Below are 20076 nucleotides of genomic sequence, written 5' to 3' on the forward strand. Positions count from 1 at the left end.
TACAGGGCGCGTTCCTTATAAATCAAACTCCAAAAAATCATATTTATCGATTATTTCTTCTCCATTTTTCAAATTGCTGTAACACTTCATCTGGCAAGTTCAATCTATTTCTAGGTGTCTTAGTTTTAATTTCTGATAGGTGCTTTGTCACAACAGATTCTTGATTTGCAATTGTTGACCACATTTCTCTAGATGAGATTCTATACGCACCAGAACCAAAAATAGCATGTTGTTCACTCATATCACTTGTGACTACTGTAATATGCGTAATATGCTTTCGATATAATTCATACGTTAATCTTTCAATATAACTATCTGCTGTTTCTTTTCCTTTCGTATAAACAACTTTCACACCGTGCTTAAATTCTACTGATTCAGTACCTTCTACACCATAAGCATCAAAAACAACAATCATTTCGCCATCATGTTGGGTATTATAATTGATAAGTGTGATTAACAATTTATCTCTCGCTTCTTCTAAAGAAACTTGAGCAATGGAAGACAATTCGTTTGATTGTCCTATTAAGTTATAGCCATCAATAATTAAATAGATATCTTTCATTATGATTGTCCTATTGGATGCCTTTTTCTATATACTTCATACATAAGCAGACTCGCTGCAACAGAAGCATTTAAGCTATTAACGTGTCCAACCATTGGTAATTTAATATAAAAATCACACTTATCTTTCACTAGTCGACTCATACCTTCGCCTTCGCTGCCTATAACGATAACAAGTGGCATTCCAGCATCCATTTGTCTATAATCAGTCGCATTCTTTGCATCTGTACCCGCGACCCAATACCCTACTTCTTGAAGTCTTTCAATTGTTTGCGGTAAATTCGTCACACGAATAACTGGAACATGTTGAATGGCACCGGTTGAAGCTTTTGCTACTGTTGCATTTAACTGTACAGACCTTCTCTTCGGAATAATAATGCCATCAATACCTATTGCATCAGCTGTTCTCATAATAGAACCTAAATTATGGGGATCTTCTAAACCATCTAACATCAATAAACAAGGTACATGGTCAATATCTTTAGTTTCTGAAATGAAATCTTCTAATTCTTTATATGGATATGGCGCAATTTGAGCAGCGATACCTTGATGTGGAACATCTGTTAAATAGTCAATTTTTGATTTAGGTACAGTTTGGACGACTATTTTTTCAGATTTTGCAATTTTCAAAATTTCACCAATTTGTTTCTTGTTGATACCTTCTTGAATTAATACTTTATTAATCGTATGACCTGAAGTTATCGCTTCTTTGACCGCATGTCTACCAACTATAATCGATTCATCCATTGGCTCCCACCCTTTCTTCTGTTATTTCAATCATTTTATTAACGAGTTCTTCTAAGCGTTCTGTTTCATCTATTAAGAATAAATAACCAATGACCGCTTCAATCGCTGAACTTTTTCTATACGTTTGTATATCCGTATTCTTCGCTTTCGTATAACTTTTTGCGTTACGACCTCGTTGTATAATTTCTAATTCTTCTTCTGTAAAAAATTCATTTTCCATCAAAATATTAAGTGCATAAGCTTGTCCCTTTGCAGAAACATATTGTTTAGACAATTGATGTAATCGATTAGGTTTACCTTTTATTTTAAGGATAATATGCTTTCTGACATACGTATCTAATATCGAATCACCCATATAAGCTAAGGATAACGGATTTAACATTTTAATTGTTAATTTATCCACGTCTAAACCTCACACCTTGAGCTGTGTCTTCAAGAATAATATTTTGTTCTTTTAGTGCATCTCTAATTTCGTCCGCTCTCTGGAAGTTCTTAGCTTTTCTTGCTTCATTACGTTCTTCAATTAATGCTTCAATTTCTTCATCAAGTAATTCATTTTGTTGTTTACCTACTAATGGTACACCGAGAACTTCACTAAAGATTTCATACACTTCTTTGAAACGATTAATTGTTTTTGTAGAAGTTGTATTTTCAAGTAAATATTTATTAGCTAATTTATTCAAGTCATACCATGCAGTCATTGCATTAGCTGTATTGAAATCATCATCCATAGATGTTTCAAAGTCATTTAATATTTCATTAATACGTGCGATATGTTGTTCTGTTTCATCTTCTTCTAATACAGCATGTTGTGATCTATCAACTAATGATTGATAACTGTTTCTAATTCTTTCTAAACCTCTATTAGCAGCTTGTACAAGTTCTAAATCATAGTTTATTGGATTTCTATAGTGCGCACCTACCATAAAGAATCTTAATACATCAGGGTCAATTTCTTTTATGATGTCATGAACTAAAATAAAGTTACCTAATGATTTACTCATTTTTTCATTGTTAATATTTACAAAACCGTTGTGCATCCAATAATTCGCGAATGTCTTATCATTGTGTGCTTCTGATTGAGCAATTTCATTTTCGTGGTGAGGGAATTGTAAATCTGTTCCACCAGCATGGATATCAATCGTATCGCCTAAATGTACTTGTGCCATTACAGAACACTCGATGTGCCAACCTGGTCTACCTTCTCCCCATGGGCTATCCCACTTAATTTCACCTGGTTTAGCTTTTTTCCATAAAGTGAAGTCTAGTGCATCTTCTTTTTGTTCACCTGATTCTATTCTAGCGCCAACTTTTAAGTCATCTAATGATTGGTGGCTCAACTTACCGTAATCATCAAAACGTCTTGTACGATAATAAACGTCACCACCACTTTCATACGCATAGCCTTTTTCGACTAATACAGCTATAAAAGCAATAATATCATCCATGTGATCCATTACTCTTGGGTTCGCTGTTCCACGTTTACAATTTAAAGCACCTGTATCTTCATAGAATGCTTCAATAAAACGATCCGCAATTTCCGGAACTGTTTCACCTAATTCATTTGCAGCTTTGATCAATTTGTCATCAACATCTGTAAAGTTAGATACATATTGTACATCGTAGCCACGGTATTCTAAATATCTTCTTACGACATCAAATGCTACTGTTGCTCTTGCATTACCAATATGAATGTAGTTGTACACTGTCGGTCCACATACATACATTTTTACTTTTCCTTCTTCGATAGGAATAAATTCTTCTTTTTGTCTTGTTAACGTATTATATAACGTAATCATCAACAATCTCTCCATTCTTCGTCTTTTCAAGTTGACGTTCTAATTCTTTTAATTGTTCATATATTGGGTCTGGTAAATTTGTATGATTAAAGTTCTTACCAATTTTCAAGCCATCTTGTTTAACAATTCTACCTGGAATACCAACTACTGTAGAATAATCCGGTACATCTTTGAGTACGACTGAGTTCGCGCCAATATTTACATTGTTGCCGACTTCAATATTACCTAATACTTTAGCACCAGCAGCTATCAGTACATTATCACCTATGTCTGGATGTCTTTTGCCTCGTTCTTTACCTGTCCCACCAAGTGTTACACCTTGGTAGATCGTTACATTATTGCCGATGCGACATGTTTCACCTATTACAATACCCATGCCATGGTCGATGAATAGCCTCTTGCCGATTGTAGCACCTGGATGAATTTCAACTCCTGTGAAAAATCGTGCAATTTGGGATATAGATCTTGCTATAAAGTACATTTTTTTCTTAAAGAACCAATTAGCAATCAAATAACTCCATATAGCATGTAGTCCTGAGTAAGTCATAACGACTTCAAATGAAGATCTTGCTGCAGGGTCTTGATCGAATACCATTTGAATATCATCTTTGACTCGTTTAAACATTTAAATCCCCCCTCAGATAACAAAAAGGCGCCCCTAACAATAATTGCTAGAGGTGCCTTTTTGCACGGTTCCACTCTTTTTAGCATTTAAAAATGCTCACTCTTTTAAATATTAACATCATCATATTTGTAATAAAGGTGCATTCGTTTAAGTAATGTGGCACATTTTCAGCAACCATGTACTCTCTAATTTCACATTAACTCATCTACTTGTCCTTCAAGTCATTTATATAATAATTTCTCGTTCTAAAAAAATCAAACAAAACGTTTTAATCTGTTAAGTACTTTATCTCGACCTAATAACGCAATTGTATTAGGTAATTCAGGGCCATGAGTTTGACCTGAAACAGCAACACGTATAGGCATAAATAATTGTTTACCTTTGATGCCTGTTTCTTTTTGTACAGCTTTAATTGATTTTTTAATTTCAGCTGGTTCAAATGGCTCTAAAGTTTCAAGTTGTTTAACAAGTTCAGCCATAACAGTTGGAACTTGTTCGCCATCTAAGACTTCTTGTGCTTCATCACTGAAATCAAGATGTTCTCTGAAGAATAACTCAGATAAAGGAACAATTTCTCCTGCATAACTCATTTGTTGTTGATATAAACCTACTAAGTCTCTTGCCCAAGATAATTCAGCTTCAGATGGACTTTCAGGTAATAGACCTGCTTTAACCATATGTGGAATTGTCATTTCAAAGACTGTTTCAGAATCTTTTTCTTTCATATATTGGTTATTAATCCATTCTAATTTTTTCTTATCAAAGAATGCTGGTGATTTAGAAAGACGTTTTTCATCGAAGATTTTAATAAATTCTTCTTTAGAGAAGATTTCTTCTTCGCCTTCAGGAGACCAGCCTAATAAACCAATAAAGTTAAAGATTGCTTCAGGTAAGTAACCTAAATCTTTATATTGTTCTATAAACTGTAGAATTTGACCATCACGTTTACTTAATTTTTTACGCTCTTCATTAACGATTAATGTCATATGCGCAAACTGTGGAGGCTCAAATCCAAATGCTTCATAAATCATAAGTTGCTTAGGTGTGTTTGAAATATGATCATCACCACGAATAACGTGTGAAATTTCCATGTAGTAATCATCAATCGCAACTGCAAAGTTATAAGTTGGGATGCCATCTTTTTTAACGATTACCCAGTCACCGATACCATTCGAATCAAATGATACTTCACCTTTTACGATGTCATCGAATTTATATTCTTTATTTTGTGGCACTCTAAAGCGAATACTTGGTTGTCTACCTTCTGCTTCAAATGCTTCTTGTTCTTCTTTTGTTAAGTGTGCGTGTTTACCACCATAACGAGGCATTTCACCTCTTGCAATTTGCTCTTCGCGTTCTGCTTCTAATTCTTCTGAAGTCATATAACATTTATATGCTTTATCTTCAACTAATAATTTTTCAATTAATGGCTTATAAATGTCGCCACGTTCAGATTGACGATATGGACCGTATCCTCCGTCTTTATTAACAGACTCATCCCAATCTAAACCTAACCATTCAAGGTTAGAAAATTGCGATGCTTCTCCATCTTCTAAATTTCTGGCTATATCTGTATCTTCAATACGTATAACAAAGTCCCCATTATAATGTTTCGCAAATAAATAGTTAAATAATGCGGTTCTTGCGTTACCGATGTGTAAGTAACCAGTCGGACTTGGCGCGTATCTTACTCTTACTTTGTTACTCATCGTCTCACTCCTGTTTTATTCTTTACTTGTTAATAATACCACAGCTTGTGCTTGTATGCCTTCTTCTCTTCCTAGAAATCCTAATTTTTCATTCGTTGTTGCTTTTACGTTTATATCTTCGATAGACACTTCTAATACTGAAGCAATTAGACTTCTCATTTGATCTATATAAGGTCTGAATTTAGGTTGTTCCGCTACAATTGTAGCATCTACATTCCCAAGTTTATATCCTTTTTTCAAAACTTGTTCATAAGCTTCTTTAAGCAATAACTTTGAATCTTCATCTTTAAAAGCTGGGTCTGTATCTGGGAATAGTTTCCCTATATCTCCTAGACTTGCAGCACCTAGAATAGCATCCGTAATTGCATGGAGCAACACATCTGCATCACTGTGACCTTTTAAACCATGTGTATGTTCAATCTCAAGACCACCAATGATCAATGGTCTTGTCGGATCAAATTCATGCACATCATAACCGTAACCTATTCTAAACATCGCAAATACCTCGCTTCTCTAGTATAGAATGTGCGATTATTAAATCTTCGTGGGTTGTAATTTTGATATTGTCGTAATCACCATTTGATATGTGTACTTTACACCCTGCTCTCTCTACTAACGAAGCATCATCCGTACCTAAGTAATTTTGTGCTTCTGCTTGTTCATAAGCTTTTAAGATAATGTCTCTTTTAAACGCTTGAGGTGTTTGAACTTGCCACATCGTTGAGCGATCGTAAGTGTGTTCAACAACACCATTTATAACTTGCTTTATTGTATCCTTAGCTTGAACTGCTAAAATCACAGCATCTTTTGTTAAGGCATCTTGATATAATTGGTCGATTTTTTCTTGTGTAATAAATGGTCTCGCACCATCATGAACCATCACAACTTCAGTATCAATCAATACTTTCAAGACTTCATTAATGCTATGTTGTCTTTCTTGACCACCTGGAATGATACCAGCAACTTTACTAAAATCTTTTAAATGTTCTTCCATTAATTCAACTTCGTCTGGATGCGCAGCAATAAAAATCTGTTCACATGAATCTATTTCTTGAAACACAGCAACAGTTTGACGAATAATTGTTTCACCATTAATTTCTAGAAATAATTTGTTAATTTTAGTTCCCATCCTTTTACCTTGTCCAGCTGCAGGAATGATTGTCGTAAACCCCAATTTATGACACCTTCTTCGCAAATATAATTCTACCAGATGAAGTTTGTAGCAAACTCATCACTTCAACAGGAATTGTCTTTCCTATATATTCTCGTCCTTTTTCAATGACAACCATTGTACCATCATCAAGATAACCAACACCTTGATCATCTTCTTTACCTATTTTCGTAATTAATAAATCGAAAATATCCCCTTGGTGTAGTACTGGTTTAATCGCTTCAGATAAATCATTTACATTTAGAACTTTTATGCCTTGTACTGCACATACTTTATTCAAATTATAATCTGTTGTAATGATACTTGCTTGATATCGTTTAGCCAATTTGATTAAAAGCGCATCTACATCTTTATGTGTAGACGTTGGTTCAATGATTGAAATCGAGAAATCTGTTTTCTTCAATTCATTTAATATATCTAACCCACGTTGTCCTTTATCACGTTTAACACTGTCTTTAGCATCCGCAATGACTTGTAACTCTTCAATAACACCTTGAGGTACAAGGATTTCTCCATCTATAAAATGACACTTCACGACGTCTAATATTCTCCCATCAATAATGGCACTTGTATCTAAAATTTTGGCGTATTTCGAAGTTGTTTGTCTCGTTAAAGAATTTGATATACTTTCTGGAAATAATCGTAATATTTCTTCTCGTTTTTGCAAACCAATCTGAAAGCCTAAATAACATAAAAAAGCAGCAATAATAATAGGTAAAATATGTTTCAGAACTGGTGCACCGATCATTTCTAATATAAACGAAACCATAACCGCGATCATCAAGCCTATCATAACACCAATAGTAGCGAAGAATATTTCAAGAATACTCCTTTTTAATAAGTATTTTTCTCCTTGATCAGCCATGTCTACAATTTTATCAATCAAAAACCCAAACAATAGGAAAATAACAACCGAACCTATAAGACCATCGATATATGGATTTGTGAGTACTTGTTCGGGTTGGATACTAAACGCATTAATCAGTTCTGGAATCACCATAATGCCTAGTGAGGAACCTATGACTAAATAACACAGTATGATTAGTCCTTTTAAAATTTTCATACGTTAACCTCCTAATGGTTAATTATGCATTAAAAGCAATTTTCAATGCTTCTCTTGTTGTTGATACGCCAATAACTTCTGTACCTTCCGGGAATTCTAAACCTTTAATATTATTTTTAGGTATGATAATACGTTTAAATCCTAATTTAGCCGCTTCTTGTACACGTTGATCAATTCTAGCAACCCTTCTTACTTCACCTGTTAAGCCAACCTCACCTACGAAACAATCATCACCTTTAGTAGGTTTATCTTGGAAACTTGAAGCTATCGCGATAACAATACTTAAATCTACTGCGGGTTCACTTAATTTTACACCACCGGCAATTTTGATATATGCGTCTTGTTGTTGTAATAAGAAATTCTCTTTCTTCTCTAATACAGCCATCAATAAGCTTAATCTATTGTGATCAATACCTGTTGCCATTCTTCGTGGATTATGAAAAGTCGTTGGCGTCACTAAAGCTTGTACTTCAACTAAAATAGGTCTCGTACCTTCCATAGTTGCCACAATAGTTGAACCCGATACATGTTTCGTTCTTTCTTCTAAGAACATTTCAGACGGATTTTTAACTTCATTAAGACCCGTTTGCTTCATTTCAAAAATACCCATTTCATTTGTCGAACCAAAACGGTTTTTAACTGCTCTTAATATTCTGTATGCATGATGTGTATCGCCTTCAAAATATAATACTGTATCAACCATATGTTCTAACAAACGTGGCCCAGCAATTTGTCCATCTTTCGTTACATGTCCTACAATAAATGTAGCAATGTTCATTTGTTTTGCGATATGCATTAAATTTTGTGTACATTCTCTAACTTGAGAAACAGAACCTGGAGCAGAAGTAACTTCAGGGTGGAAGACAGTTTGAATGGAATCTATAACTAATACATCTGGTTTTTCTTTTTGAACCATACTATGTATAATCTCTAAATTCGTTTCAGCATAAACATTTAATTCTCCTGAATCTTCAACTAATCTTTCAGCTCTTAATTTCGTTTGTCTTACAGATTCTTCACCTGAAACATATAAGACATTTTTTTGTTGAGATAAAGCCGCACAAATTTGTAATAATAATGTGGATTTACCAATACCAGGGTCACCACCAATAAGTACAAGCGAACCTTCTACAACACCGCCACCTAATACACGATTAAATTCATTGATTTTAGTCTTAATTCTAGGTGTATCTTCTTCTTTAACGTCTTTTAATTTTTCTATTTTTTGTGCGGGTACATCTGACTTGAATGTATTTTTAGGACCTTTAGTTTCTTTATGTTCTATTGATTCTTCCATTTGGTTCCATGCACCACAATTAGGGCATTTCCCCATCCATTTTGGAGATTGATATCCGCAGGCTAAACACTCAAATATTACTTTCTTTTTGGCCATTCATGTTACCTCCGTATTAATTGAATAGTTATATTTTAAACTTGACTGACATTAAAAACAAATTAATATACTTTAAAATCAATATAAAAGCCCGCAAACTATTATGATAAATAGCTTGCGGACTTATTATAATATTAAATTAACATTGTTGATTTTTAAGCTTTTGAAGTTTCTTCTGCTTCTTTATCTTCTTTATGATCTGATAAATCAAATTTAAATTCATCATCTCTATAATCTACAATGACATCTTTACCTACTAAATCTTGTCCAGATAAGATTAATTCACTTAAATTATCTTCGACGTGTTTTTGAATAGCACGTGTTAATGGTCTTGCACCATATTCTGGATCGAATCCTTCATCAGCAATTTTTTCTTGTGCTGAATCTGAAAGCGTAATGTGAATACCTTGTTCTGATAATCGTTTCGTTAAGTTACCAGCCATTTTATTCACAATTTCTTTAAGATGTGTTTTTTCAAGTTTGTGGAAGACGATAATATCATCTACACGGTTTAAGAACTCAGGTCTAAATTGTTGTTTTAATTCATCCATCATTGTTTTTCTGATAGTTTCATAATCCGGTCCACTTTCTTTAGCACCGAATCCAACAAATTTAGCATTTTGTAATTCTTGTGCACCAACGTTTGATGTCATGATAATAACAGTGTTTCTAAAGTCTACTTTACGACCTTTAGAATCTGTTAAGTGACCATCATCTAACACTTGTAACAAGATATTAAATACATCTGGATGTGCTTTTTCAATTTCGTCAAATAGGATAACTGAATATGGTTTACGTCTTACATTTTCAGTTAATTGTCCACCATCATCATGACCTACATAACCTGGAGGAGAACCTACTAAACGACTGACAGAGTGTTTCTCCATAAACTCACTCATGTCCACTCTTATCATTGCATCTTCTTCACCGAACATCGCATCAGCTAATGTACGTGCAAGTTCAGTTTTACCAACACCTGTTGGTCCTAAGAATATAAAGCTACCAATTGGTCTCTTAGGATCTTTAAGACCAGCACGAGCACGTCTTACCGCTTTAGAAATAGATTTAACTGCATCGTTTTGACCGATTACACGTTCATGTAAGATAGTTTCTAAGTTTAGTAATCTTTCTGACTCAGTTTCGTTTAATTTCGTAATTGGAATACCTGTCCAATTTGCGACAACGACTGCGATATCTTCAGCAGTTACACATGTGTTTTTCTCACCTTGAGCTTTTTTCCATTCGTTTTTAGTATCTTCTAATTGTTTTTCAAGTTTAGTTTGTTTATCTCTTAAATTAGCTGCATTTTCAAACTCTTGAGAATGTACGGCAGCATCTTTTTCTTTCTTAACTGTTTCTAATTCTGATTCAAGTTCTTTAAGACTTGGAGGTGTTGTATAGTTTCTAAGTCTTACTTTAGAACTTGCTTCATCGATTAAGTCGATTGCTTTATCAGGTAGGAATCTATCTGAAATGTAACGGTCACTCATATTAACTGCCGCTTCAATCGCTTCATCTGAAATATTAATACGGTGATGCGCTTCGTAACGATCTCTCAAACCTTTTAAAATTGAAATTGAATCTTCAGTATTTGGTTCATCAACTGTTACAGGTTGGAAACGACGTTCTAATGCTGCATCTTTTTCAATATATTTACGGTATTCATCTAATGTAGTTGCACCGATACATTGTAGTTCACCACGAGCCAATGCTGGTTTCAAGATGTTTGATGCATCGATAGCACCTTCTGCTCCACCCGCACCAATAAGTGTGTGTAACTCATCGATGAATAACACGATATTGCCTGCTTGATGAATTTCTTCCATTACTTTTTTAAGTCTTTCTTCAAATTCACCACGATATTTAGTACCTGCTACAACAGTACCCATGTCTAATGACATAACGCGTTTACCTTTTAATGTTTCTGGTACTTCGTTTTGTACGATTGCTTGTGCTAATCCTTCAACGATAGCCGTTTTACCAACACCTGGTTCACCGATTAATACTGGATTGTTTTTAGTTCTTCTACTTAACACTTCAATGACACGCGTAATTTCATCTGAACGACCAACTACTGGATCTAACGTACCATCTTGCGCAATGACTGTTAAGTCTCTTGCTAATCCATCTAAAGTTGGTGTTGCTTGATTTTTAGTCGTTTGAGCATTTTTTGAACCTTGCTCTGGACTGCCTAATGATTTAACGACTTGTGCTCTTGCTTTAGTGATATTCAAATCTAAATTGGCAAATACACGTGCTGCCACACCTTCGTTCTCACGAATTAATCCTAATAATAGATGTTCTGTTCCAACAAATGTATGGTTTAACTTTCTCGCTTCATCCATTGAAAGTTCAATCACTTTTTTAGCTCTTGGTGTGTAATGAATCGCACCAACTTGTTCTTGACCTTGGCCAATTAAATTTTCAACTTCTTTTGTTACTTTTTCTTCAGTAATACCAAAAGCATCTAGCACTTTAGCTGCTATGCCTTCAGGTTCTTTCATTAAACCTAATAATAAATGTTCCGTACCTATATTTGAATGATTCAATCTCATTGCTTCTTCTTGTGCATGCGCTAATACGCGTTGCGCACGTTCTGTTAATCTACCAAATAGCATAAACTAACCTCCTATTTTATATATGTTCTCTTAAAAAGGTTGCTCTTTGTTCATCTACAGATTGTTCCGAGTCATTACCTTCAAAGAATGGTGTTTGTATTGTAACCATTAAATTATCAAAATTAAAGTTATTACTCTCGATATGTCCTAAATCTATCCCTAGTTTCATTTCACTTAACCTTAATGAAGCTTCTTCAACAGATATTAATTGTGCAGATTTCAATATACCTTTCGCACGATGAACCCTGTCTTTTGTTTCCATATGATTAAAACGATCAAGTCGATGTCTAATTTGTTCTTCTTCACTAATGATTTGTTCAACAATTTGCGTTAAATCTTCAATGATTTCTTCTTCAGTCTTACCAAGTGTTAATTGATTGGATATTTGATAAACATGACCAAGTGCGCCTGTACCTTCACCATAAATACCTCGAATAGTATATCCAAATCTATTAATAGCTTGTCCTATTCTCTTCATACGTTTCATAATGCTTAATCCTGGTAAGTGCAACATAACACTCGCTCTTAATCCTGTTCCAATGTTTGTTGGACAAGTCGTTAAAAATCCGTGTTGTTCATCATATGAAATTGTTAGATGTTTATCAAGCTCATCATCTAATTTAGATGCCGTTTCATACAACTCGTTTAGCACGAGGTTGTGACCCATAACTTGTATTCTAACGTGATCTTCTTCGTTGATCATAACGCTTGTTGATTCATCATCATTTAATAATACTGCACCAAATTTCTGTTTTGTCAGTGCTGGGCTAATGAGATGCTTGAATACGAGTTTATTCTGATCAAGTTCACTTAAATCTGATAACTTCGTCAATTTCAATTCTGATAATGCTTTACTCACTTTTTCTATTACTTTATTCCCTGTTTCGTCATCTTCTTCATATTTGAGCGGATGAACTTCGTCTTGAAGGTTACGTGCAAGTCTTATTCTAGAACTCATGACAATTGGCGTATCTTCTGTTTCTTTCATCCAATCGCTAATATGTTCATTCATATGCTCTTCCATTTACTCGACCTCACCTTCTGCTTTCAATGCTTTAATTTCATCTCTTAGAACAGCTGCATCTTCAAAGGCTTGCTCTTCAATTAAGCCTTGTAGTATTTTTTCTTTTTCAGCAATTTGTTGTTTGAGTTGTATTTTACTTCTTGAAGATACAGGTATTTTACCTGTATGCGCCCCACTGCCCGCTTGAACTCTTCTAATAATTTGCGGTACATCATCTTTAAAAGTTTCATAGCAGTCATGACAACCAAACTTACCAACTTTAGCAATATCTGTTAAAGTCATGCCACAAGTAGGACAGTGCTTTTCTTCTTGTGGTTGAACTTGTTTAAAGTTAATACCATGTTTACCTACTAAATATTGTAGAAATTGGTTCACAACAAATTCTTGGTCCAAATTTTGATCACTCATATGATCATCTTGGAAATAAAAATGTTCTGAAGCACAGTTTTTACATATCCATTGTTCTGTTTTATGTTTCTTACCTGTTGATGTTAATTGAATTGTTGCTTCTTCTTTACCACAAATTTCACAAAGCATACTGTCACTCCTTTTTAACTATAATGTATGACGGCAAGTATACGTTTCAATATATTTGCTCGAATAATATCTCTATATGGTATTTCTATTTGCAATGTATCTCTATGAAGCGTTTGAACAATCATTTTTTTCTCTCTATCTGTAATTAAGTCATTTTCATACAAACCATCCACAATTCTAAATGCATTTGCTTGTGAGATTTGATCACCTGTCAATTCAATTAGATGTCTAATGAATGCTGATTGACTATTCGTTTCAACTTTTGAAATACGAATGTAACCACCACCGCCTCTTTTACTTTCAATAGCGTATCCGTGCTCATTTGTAAATCTTGTTTTTATAACATAGTTTAATTGGGAAGGTACACAATCAAACTTTTCAGCAATATGTGCACGTTTAATTTCAACGACATCTCCTTGAGCCTCCTCTAGCAATTGCTTTAAGTATTGCTCAATGATATCCGACATGTTGTGCATTAATTCATCACCTCTTTTGACCTTCTTTGACTATATTATATGTTCTGTTGTTTATTATTTCAATTAATTTGTTTCTTTAAAAATTTTAAAAATTTTATACCGCTTTCAAAAGAAATAAGTTATCATATAAAGTAGGTTATGATTGAGTATAAACGAAGGGAAAGGTGTGTCAATTATGCATTATATTATCGGGATTATCGGTATCTTATTATTCCTATTTCTAGCATGGTTAGTAAGCTCTGATAAAATGCGTGTTAGATGGCAGTATATAGGATTAATGATCGTAATCCAGTTTATATTTGCTTTCTTATTATTAAAAACAACAGGTGGATTAACTATCATAGGTGGTATTTCAAGTGGTTTTGGCTACATCATAGCAAAAGCTATGGAAGGGATAAACTTCGTGTTTGCGGGTATTGCAAATATCGATCCTAAGACAGATAAGCCTGTTTCAGTTTATTTCCTTAACGTATTAATGCCAATTGTGTTTGTATCAGCACTTATCGGTATTTTACAATATCTTAAAATCTTACCTCTTATCATTAAATATTTAGGTTTAGTCATTTCTAAAGTTAATGGTATGGGTAAATTAGAATCATATAATGCGGTCGCATCTGCAATTTTAGGTCAATCAGAAGTGTTTATTTCTATCAAAAAACAACTTCCATTAATTCCTAAACATCGTATGTATACATTAACAGCTTCAGCTATGTCTACAATATCTGCATCAATCGTTGGTGCATATTTTACGATGGTTGAACCGAGATACGTTGTAACAGCTATCGTATTAAACTTATTTGGTGGATTTATTATGGCATCAATTATTAATCCATATACAGTAGATCCAAAAGAAGACGACATCATGATTCAAGAATCGGAAGAAAAACAATCATTCTTCGAAATGTTAGGTGAATATATTTTAGATGGTTTCAAAGTTGCCGTTATCGTAGCAGCAATGTTAATCGGTTATGTTGCATTAATCGGACTATTAAATGGTGTTACGTCTAACATTTTAAGTTTCGTTTCTGGCGGTTCAGTATCATGGGACTTCCAAACATTAATCGGTTTTGTATTTGCACCATTTGCCTTCTTAACAGGGGTTCCTTGGGCAGATGCAGTACAATCAGGTAGTATTATGGCTACTAAAGTTCTTTCAAATGAATTTGTTGCGATGGGTATTTTACCTGATGCAGATATTTCAGAAAGAGCAAATGGTATCATTTCAGTATTCTTAGTTTCATTCGCAAACTTTGGTTCTATTGGTATCATCGCGGGTGCTGTTAAATCATTAAATGATAAACAAGGGGATAATGTCGCACGCTTCGGTATTAAATTATTATACGGTGCAACATTAGTATCATTCTTATCAGCTACAATCGCAGGATTTTTCTTATAATAAATAGAAGCAGTCTACAGAACAATAATCGTTCTGTAGACTGCTTTTTTGTTTGTTATACTTGTTCTGTTTGATATTGTTTTACGATTTCTTCAATGAAATACGCCATAATTTTGTAGTCTTCAGTAAGTTCCGGATGGAATGAAATACCTAAGTATTGATTTTGTCTTACAGCTACAATTCTATCTTCAACCTTAGATAATACCTCAACACCTTCATGAGCTGATTGTATATGAGGTGCACGTATAAATACTGCATTAACCGCTTCTTCAATACCTTTAACATTTAAATCTTGTTCAAAGCTATCTACTTGTCTACCAAATGAATTTCTCTCAACAACAACATTCAATTTATTTAAATGACTTTCTTGACCTACTACTTCTTTTGCTAAAAGTATCAACCCAGCACAAGTTCCATACATAGGTAATGAACTATTTCTAAGTGCTTCAGTAAAGCCGTATAAATCCATTAAACGACGCATAGTCGTTGATTCTCCACCAGGTAAGACTAAACCATCAATTTCATCTAATTGCTCTACATGCTTAATTGTAATACCTTCATGGCCAGCTTTTTCAATATGCTTAATATGTTCTCTTACAGCACCTTGTAAACCTAGGACACCTATCTTCATATTACCATCCACGCTCTTGCATACGTTCTTCTAATGATAATTGATTGATGTCTAAACCTTTCATAGCTGGCCCTAATTCTTTAGACAATTCAGCAATTAATTTATAATCTTGATAATGTGTAGTTGCTTGAACAATTGCTTTAGCAAATTTTTCTGGTGCTTCAGATTTAAAGATACCAGATCCAACGAATACACCATCAGCGCCTAATTCCATCATTAATGCAGCATCAGCTGGCGTTGCAACCCCACCTGCTGCAAAGTTTACAACTGGTAAACGACCTAAATCTTTAATTTCTTTCAATATTTCATATGGTGCACCAATATTTTTAGCTTCAGTCATAATTTCGTCGTCACTCATCACAACTAATTTACGCACTTCTGCATTCACTTGTCTCATATGACGAACTGCTTCTACTATATTACCAGTTCCTGGTTCACCTTTCGTACGTAACATTGCAGCACCTTCACCAATTCTACGTGCAGCCTCACCTAAATTACGGCAACCACAAACAAATGGCACTGTAAATTCATCTTTTTTCAAATGATATTCTTCATCAGCTGGTGTTAGCACTTCTGACTCATCAATATAATCTACGCCCATTGATTCCAATACGCGTGCTTCTGTGATATGACCAATTCTACCTTTAGCCATAACAGGAATAGATACAGCATTCATAACTTCTTCTACAATACGTGGGTCAGCCATTCTTGCTACCCCACCTGCTGCTCTAATATCAGATGGTACGCGTTCTAATGCCATTACAGCAACAGCACCTGCTTCTTCAGCTAATTTAGCTTGTTCGGCATTAACCACATCCATGATTACGCCACCTTTTTGCATTTCTGCCATACCTCTTTTAACTTTATCTGAACCAGTAATTTTTGACATCGAAAAACTTCCTCCTTTTAAATCGCTTACTAGTAGGTTATACTAAATTCTGAACTGGTAAAAGAGTCAGATTTATCAAATAATTAGTGGTCAGTTTTGAGGTGAATAAAATGGAAATGCTTATGTTCGATATCAATAGAAAGATTAATACGCCTATATACATACAATTATATGAAAATATTAAAAAGAATATTATTAACGACGTTATGAGATATAACGAGAAATTACCTTCAAAAAGGCAATTAAGTCATTATTTATCGGTTAGTCAAACAACGATAGAACACGCTTATCAACTACTTTGCGATGAAGGTTACATCTATAGTAAAAATCGTTCTGGCTTTTATATTAATGACATCGTTAATCTACCGGTAACCTATAAAACAAAAATCCCTGAATCCCACTACATAGAAGAACAAAAGTATCAATATAGCTTTAAACTAGGTGCAATAGACAAAACGCATTTCCCAAATGACCTTTTTAGAAAATACGCTAAAGAAGCATTTGATGAACAACAAATAGATTTATTAGATAGTGGCCATAAGCAAGGTGATTTTAATTTAAGAAAAGAAATCAGCTATTATGTCTTTCATAGTCGTGGCGTAAATTGTTCTCCAGATCAAATTGTCGTTGGGTCGTCAACGGAGCAGCTATTATCCATTATTACGGATATCATTTCAGAGTCTAAATATATGATAGAAGACCCTCTATATAAACAAGTAAGAGATTTATTAAAAAGAAAACATATCCCATTTGACTTTATTCCAGTTATGCAAAATGGGATTGATATAGAACAAATTATCAAGACGGATAGTGATGTTGTGTATATTACACCTAGTCATCAATTTCCAACTGGTGTCATTATGGACTTAAAACGACGAACACAACTCATTAAATGGGCTTCAGAACAAGACAATCGTTTTATTATTGAAGATGACTATGATTCAGAGTTTAGATATAGTGGAAGACCGATACCAGCACTACAAAGTTTAGATCATTCAGGTAGCGTCATCTATGTCAGTACTTTCTCTAAATCTATTTCGCCTTCGTTGCGTGTAGCATATGCTGTACTTCCAAAAAATTTAATTGCTTTATATCACAAAAAGACAAACATAGAAGGTGGCACCGTTCCAAGACATACACAATATATGTTAGCTAGATTTATGAATGAAGGACATTTCGAAAGACATTTGAATCGCATGAGAAAAATTTATCGAACTAAAAGAGATATTATACTCGAACAACTCAAAAAATATCCTGAAACCTTTTCTATTTCAGGGGAATTAACGGGAATGCATTTTATATTAAATGTTCATAATGGTCTATCTTTAGAAGAATGTATAAGAAGAATTGAAGCATGCAATATCGATATTAAGCCCCTCTCTCATTATCGCTTTAAACAAACTGACGAGAAACCCCACTTTGTTCTTGGATTTGGTGGAATTAATATTGAAGATGCTGAAGCACATATTAATAGTTTAATAGAATGTTTAACCAAATAAAAAAAGACTTCATTGCGAAGTCTTTTTTATTTGGTATGACTTAAACTTTGTAATTTCATTAATTCATTTCTAATGCTTGTATATTCTTTTAATTCTGGTAAATCAATTTTTTCATAGTCTGCATTAAAGACCACTTTTTTACAAATATTCTCATATGTCGTTAAATAAAGTCCTAAGTTATGATCTGATAGCGTCGTAATCTTACCTTGTGCATAAGCTCTTTCTAACGTAAATGCTAATTGTTCAACTGTAAATATAATCGGATAAACATATTCAATCTTTTTAACTTTGTTATCCATTTCATTCAATGCAGCTTGGTACATTGCTTTTGTATTCATGATCTCAGTGTGTAAATCTGTGATAACTTTTGATTTTGCAATATTATGATGATACTTATTAGAAGAAAATATTGCATGAAACAAACTTGCTTGTAGTTTTAACGTATTATTAATCGTCTTAGGTAATTTTTTGGACGCTTGATTTCTTCCTACTATCAGTACACCAATTAAACCTATTACTGAACCTATTACTACATCAACAATTCTTGGCATCACTAAATATGTATCGAAATGTTGTGTGATTGCTGCTGACATTAAAAGAACATTAGGCGTGATAAATGTGACTGCAATTGTATAATTAAATGCGATTAATAACTCAGCTGTTCCCATCAAAATCGCCATTAATATGACAATAGTCCAAGTATTAGGCTCGAATGCTAAAATTAAAATTGCGACTAACATACCAGTAATTGTACCTACTGTTCTTTGCAGTGCTCTTTGTATTGTAGTTAGTGATGATGAACCTAATAATACAGAACAACAAGATATTGGTATCCAATAAGCTCTTTCAAACCCCATACCAAATGCAATGATAACTGAAGTAAATAATATAATTCCATATTGCATAGAAGACATTAAAACTAAAGAATCTCTTGATAAATTTTCTTTAATAATTCTGGAGTACATCGGTTTTCTATAAATAATTTGTTTATCAAATTGTAAATTCTTATCGTTAAGTATCATGACTGTATCATTAATTAATTCTGCTAATGAATTTATGTAAGAGCTCTCTCCATCATATTCAATCGGTACATAATGAGTCGATTCATTTTCTGCAATTCTAAGCTGAATATAAGTCAGTGCTTCACTTATTTCTTTTGGTAACACTTCATAACCTTGTGAAGATAATTCTAAACAAGCAGACCATATAGCTTCAGCACGTCCTTTTAACTGCAACATTCTATTATAACCATGCGTTTTATTCCAAAAAGCATTAGCTGTCGTCAAAGTATTTGTTGCATGATGTATCGCATTTAAAGTATTACTACGTGCATCATCAAATTTTTTCCCACTAAAATTCTCAGTTAAAAATGCTAAATTTTTATAAATATTTGATACACTTTCAGCTTCCGGCTTTTTATGATTAAACATTGCATCAACTATTACAACAATTGTACTAACAATACCACCACATAAAACAAGTAATCCTCTATTCAGGAAATCCTCAGGCATAATTGGCATAATAGAAGCTACACTATATGTAAGTACAAAAAATAGAGAAGAAGGTCCAGGTATCTGAAAAGCTTTTAAAACAAAATGACCTACCATCCCTATGAGCCCTAAAACTAATGCATATAAAAATGGAATGGTGATTGTAATCGTTCCTAACATGATACAAATACTTAATACTATAGACACAGTTATAACTTTTCTAATTCGTGAAGGATATGATCCATTAATAATATAGATATTACTAAATGATCCTAATAAAGCAGTTAGTCCTAGATCGAATCTTCCAAATAATACACTTCCAGCTAAAATGATAAAAACAATAATAGCTTGCATAAATGCTTTTTTAGTTGCAAGATTATTTTTATTCACTTTAAACATCACATCAAAATATTTTTTCATGTTATATCTCCTTTCACAATTTTCAAGC

At 33.6% G+C, this 20076-nt stretch carries 19 protein-coding genes; 2 read left to right on the forward strand and 17 right to left on the reverse strand.

Annotated elements, in window-relative coordinates; translation table 11 throughout:
- Window positions 1-43 precede the first annotated feature (43 nt).
- The 14 genes from ACJTHF_RS10750 to ACJTHF_RS10815 form a co-directional block, all read right to left on the reverse strand.
- Entirely contained in the window at window positions 44-562 is a 519-nt protein-coding gene (locus tag ACJTHF_RS10750) for an NYN domain-containing protein (RefSeq protein ID WP_025904854.1), read from the reverse strand.
- On the reverse strand, window positions 562-1308 hold the full coding sequence (rlmB, locus tag ACJTHF_RS10755; protein WP_048541344.1) for a 23S rRNA (guanosine(2251)-2'-O)-methyltransferase RlmB: 747 nt from the start codon (window positions 1306-1308) through the stop codon (window positions 562-564). Before rlmB ends, ACJTHF_RS10750 begins: the two co-directional genes overlap by 1 nt.
- A complete protein-coding gene (locus tag ACJTHF_RS10760) occupies window positions 1301-1690 on the reverse strand; it encodes a Mini-ribonuclease 3 (RefSeq protein ID WP_037589958.1) in 390 nt (129 codons plus the stop codon). Before ACJTHF_RS10760 ends, rlmB begins: the two co-directional genes overlap by 8 nt.
- A 13-nt stretch (window positions 1691-1703) precedes the next feature.
- A complete protein-coding gene (gene cysS / locus ACJTHF_RS10765; protein ID WP_232157366.1) occupies window positions 1704-3107 on the reverse strand; it encodes a cysteine--tRNA ligase in 1404 nt (467 codons plus the stop codon).
- On the reverse strand, window positions 3091-3732 hold the full coding sequence (gene cysE / locus ACJTHF_RS10770) for a serine O-acetyltransferase (RefSeq protein WP_025904850.1): 642 nt from the start codon (window positions 3730-3732) through the stop codon (window positions 3091-3093). Before cysE ends, cysS begins: the two co-directional genes overlap by 17 nt.
- A gap of 254 nt (window positions 3733-3986) precedes the next feature.
- On the reverse strand, window positions 3987-5441 hold the full coding sequence (gene gltX / locus ACJTHF_RS10775; RefSeq protein WP_106417394.1) for a glutamate--tRNA ligase: 1455 nt from the start codon (window positions 5439-5441) through the stop codon (window positions 3987-3989).
- Between the two features lie 15 nt (window positions 5442-5456).
- Window positions 5457-5936, reverse strand: coding sequence for a 2-C-methyl-D-erythritol 2,4-cyclodiphosphate synthase (ispF, locus tag ACJTHF_RS10780; protein WP_048541339.1), 480 nt, complete (start codon window positions 5934-5936; stop codon window positions 5457-5459).
- Window positions 5929-6615 (reverse strand): 2-C-methyl-D-erythritol 4-phosphate cytidylyltransferase, encoded by a 687-nt coding sequence (gene ispD, locus ACJTHF_RS10785; protein WP_058590881.1) that lies wholly within the window; start codon window positions 6613-6615, stop codon window positions 5929-5931. The genes ispF and ispD overlap by 8 nt, the downstream gene beginning before the upstream one ends.
- Before the next feature lies 1 nt (window position 6616).
- Window positions 6617-7675 (reverse strand): PIN/TRAM domain-containing protein, encoded by a 1059-nt coding sequence (locus ACJTHF_RS10790; protein ID WP_078355007.1) that lies wholly within the window; start codon window positions 7673-7675, stop codon window positions 6617-6619.
- A 22-nt stretch (window positions 7676-7697) separates the two neighbouring features.
- On the reverse strand, window positions 7698-9068 hold the full coding sequence (gene radA, locus ACJTHF_RS10795; RefSeq protein WP_025904845.1) for a DNA repair protein RadA: 1371 nt from the start codon (window positions 9066-9068) through the stop codon (window positions 7698-7700).
- Window positions 9069-9223: 155 nt separating this feature from the next.
- Window positions 9224-11686, reverse strand: coding sequence for an ATP-dependent Clp protease ATP-binding subunit (locus ACJTHF_RS10800; RefSeq protein WP_058590882.1), 2463 nt, complete (start codon window positions 11684-11686; stop codon window positions 9224-9226).
- Between the two features lie 16 nt (window positions 11687-11702).
- Window positions 11703-12710 (reverse strand): protein arginine kinase, encoded by a 1008-nt coding sequence (locus ACJTHF_RS10805; RefSeq protein WP_058590883.1) that lies wholly within the window; start codon window positions 12708-12710, stop codon window positions 11703-11705.
- Complete coding sequence (locus ACJTHF_RS10810) at window positions 12711-13247, reverse strand: UvrB/UvrC motif-containing protein (protein ID WP_058590884.1); 537 nt, start codon at window positions 13245-13247, stop codon at window positions 12711-12713.
- A gap of 14 nt (window positions 13248-13261) precedes the next feature.
- A complete protein-coding gene (locus tag ACJTHF_RS10815) occupies window positions 13262-13723 on the reverse strand; it encodes a CtsR family transcriptional regulator (RefSeq protein WP_025904841.1) in 462 nt (153 codons plus the stop codon).
- A 175-nt stretch (window positions 13724-13898) separates the two neighbouring features.
- Between ACJTHF_RS10815 and ACJTHF_RS10820 the strand changes: the two genes are divergently transcribed.
- Window positions 13899-15119 carry a NupC/NupG family nucleoside CNT transporter gene (locus ACJTHF_RS10820; protein WP_025904840.1) on the forward strand — a complete coding sequence of 407 codons (1221 nt, stop codon included), beginning with the start codon at window positions 13899-13901 and terminating at the stop codon, window positions 15117-15119.
- Between the two features lie 55 nt (window positions 15120-15174).
- Here ACJTHF_RS10820 and pdxT read toward each other — a convergent pair whose 3' ends face one another.
- Both pdxT and pdxS read right to left on the reverse strand, forming a co-directional pair.
- Window positions 15175-15750 carry a pyridoxal 5'-phosphate synthase glutaminase subunit PdxT gene (gene pdxT, locus ACJTHF_RS10825; RefSeq protein ID WP_048541331.1) on the reverse strand — a complete coding sequence of 192 codons (576 nt, stop codon included), beginning with the start codon at window positions 15748-15750 and terminating at the stop codon, window positions 15175-15177.
- 1 nt (window position 15751) lies between these two features.
- On the reverse strand, window positions 15752-16639 hold the full coding sequence (gene pdxS, locus ACJTHF_RS10830; RefSeq protein WP_058590885.1) for a pyridoxal 5'-phosphate synthase lyase subunit PdxS: 888 nt from the start codon (window positions 16637-16639) through the stop codon (window positions 15752-15754).
- Between the two features lie 110 nt (window positions 16640-16749).
- On the opposite strand from pdxS, the gene ACJTHF_RS10835 reads away from it, so the two are divergent.
- The gene (locus ACJTHF_RS10835; RefSeq protein ID WP_106417390.1) at window positions 16750-18138 is read left to right on the forward strand and encodes a PLP-dependent aminotransferase family protein; all 1389 of its coding nucleotides are present in this window, start codon (window positions 16750-16752) and stop codon (window positions 18136-18138) included.
- A gap of 26 nt (window positions 18139-18164) precedes the next feature.
- Here the strand turns inward: ACJTHF_RS10835 and ACJTHF_RS10840 are convergent, their stop codons facing one another.
- On the reverse strand, window positions 18165-20048 hold the full coding sequence (locus tag ACJTHF_RS10840) for an FUSC family protein (protein WP_106417389.1): 1884 nt from the start codon (window positions 20046-20048) through the stop codon (window positions 18165-18167).
- Between the last annotated feature and the right edge of the window lie 28 nt (window positions 20049-20076).

This window comes from Mammaliicoccus sp. RAM2, from assembly GCF_045897195.1.
Taxonomy (GTDB): domain Bacteria; phylum Bacillota; class Bacilli; order Staphylococcales; family Staphylococcaceae; genus Mammaliicoccus; species Mammaliicoccus sciuri.

Bases quoted from the DNA above. Each gene is read 5' to 3' on its own strand.
- ACJTHF_RS10750 (WP_025904854.1), bottom strand. From the start codon at position 562: ATGAAAGATATCTATTTAATTATTGATGGCTATAACTTAATAGGACAA.
- rlmB (WP_048541344.1), bottom strand. From the start codon at position 1,308: ATGGATGAATCGATTATAGTTGGTAGACATGCGGTCAAAGAAGCGATA.
- ACJTHF_RS10760 (WP_037589958.1), bottom strand. From the start codon at position 1,690: ATGTTAAATCCGTTATCCTTAGCTTATATGGGTGATTCGATATTAGAT.
- cysS (WP_232157366.1), bottom strand. From the start codon at position 3,107: ATGATTACGTTATATAATACGTTAACAAGACAAAAAGAAGAATTTATT.
- cysE (WP_025904850.1), bottom strand. From the start codon at position 3,732: ATGTTTAAACGAGTCAAAGATGATATTCAAATGGTATTCGATCAAGAC.
- gltX (WP_106417394.1), bottom strand. From the start codon at position 5,441: ATGAGTAACAAAGTAAGAGTAAGATACGCGCCAAGTCCGACTGGTTAC.
- ispF (WP_048541339.1), bottom strand. From the start codon at position 5,936: ATGTTTAGAATAGGTTACGGTTATGATGTGCATGAATTTGATCCGACA.
- ACJTHF_RS10790 (WP_078355007.1), bottom strand. From the start codon at position 7,675: ATGAAAATTTTAAAAGGACTAATCATACTGTGTTATTTAGTCATAGGT.
- radA (WP_025904845.1), bottom strand. From the start codon at position 9,068: ATGGCCAAAAAGAAAGTAATATTTGAGTGTTTAGCCTGCGGATATCAA.
- ACJTHF_RS10800 (WP_058590882.1), bottom strand. From the start codon at position 11,686: ATGCTATTTGGTAGATTAACAGAACGTGCGCAACGCGTATTAGCGCAT.
- ACJTHF_RS10805 (WP_058590883.1), bottom strand. From the start codon at position 12,710: ATGGAAGAGCATATGAATGAACATATTAGCGATTGGATGAAAGAAACA.
- ACJTHF_RS10810 (WP_058590884.1), bottom strand. From the start codon at position 13,247: ATGCTTTGTGAAATTTGTGGTAAAGAAGAAGCAACAATTCAATTAACA.
- ACJTHF_RS10815 (WP_025904841.1), bottom strand. From the start codon at position 13,723: ATGCACAACATGTCGGATATCATTGAGCAATACTTAAAGCAATTGCTA.
- ACJTHF_RS10820 (WP_025904840.1), top strand. From the start codon at position 13,899: ATGCATTATATTATCGGGATTATCGGTATCTTATTATTCCTATTTCTA.
- pdxT (WP_048541331.1), bottom strand. From the start codon at position 15,750: ATGAAGATAGGTGTCCTAGGTTTACAAGGTGCTGTAAGAGAACATATT.
- pdxS (WP_058590885.1), bottom strand. From the start codon at position 16,639: ATGTCAAAAATTACTGGTTCAGATAAAGTTAAAAGAGGTATGGCAGAA.
- ACJTHF_RS10835 (WP_106417390.1), top strand. From the start codon at position 16,750: ATGGAAATGCTTATGTTCGATATCAATAGAAAGATTAATACGCCTATA.
- ACJTHF_RS10840 (WP_106417389.1), bottom strand. From the start codon at position 20,048: ATGAAAAAATATTTTGATGTGATGTTTAAAGTGAATAAAAATAATCTT.